Below are 513 nucleotides of genomic sequence, written 5' to 3'. Positions count from 1 at the left end.
TGAAGCCCGCCAAGCGGTGAAGACGATCACAATGGACATGTATAGCCCTTATTATGACTTTTTACAACGTATTTTCCCGAAGGCTAAAATCATTATCGACCGGTTCCATTTAGTGCAGCTTCTGAATCGCAGTCTCAATCAGGAACGCATTCGAATTATGAAACTGATTAAGACCAAACAGCCACGTGACTACCGTAAATTGAAACAATTATGGAAGCTTATTTTGAAAAATCGCGAAGAGTTAGACTTTGTAAATTACCGGTCACACCGCCTATTTGACGGGTTAGTAACTCAAAAGATGATGGTCAATTATATGGTATCTCTTGAAGACCGGTTTGAAAGAGCCTATCGTATGATTAATGATTTAAAGGCCGATATTGCCTTACATGATTATACGCGGTTTAAAGCGGATCTCGATGAAACATGGAAGTATGTGATGCCCAAACGGGTTCGTAGATGCTTTCAAACCCTTAAAAAGTACTTGCCTTCGATCGAAAATAGTTTAACCTATAC

Annotated in this window: 1 protein-coding gene; it reads left to right on the top strand. The window is 39.6% G+C overall.

Annotated features, from left to right (window positions below):
- Nucleotides 1–31 precede the first annotated feature (31 nt).
- Nucleotides 32–513: transposase (locus tag HW423_RS10960; RefSeq protein ID WP_328803195.1), on the top strand; the 482-nt coding region annotated here is incomplete at its 3' end.

The sequence above is a fragment of the Ruoffia halotolerans genome (genome assembly GCF_014049385.1).
GTDB classification, from domain to species: domain Bacteria; phylum Bacillota; class Bacilli; order Lactobacillales; family Aerococcaceae; genus Ruoffia; species Ruoffia halotolerans.
Note: the sequence above shows the minus strand (reverse complement) of the source record. Positions and strands in the feature narration are given on the sequence as shown.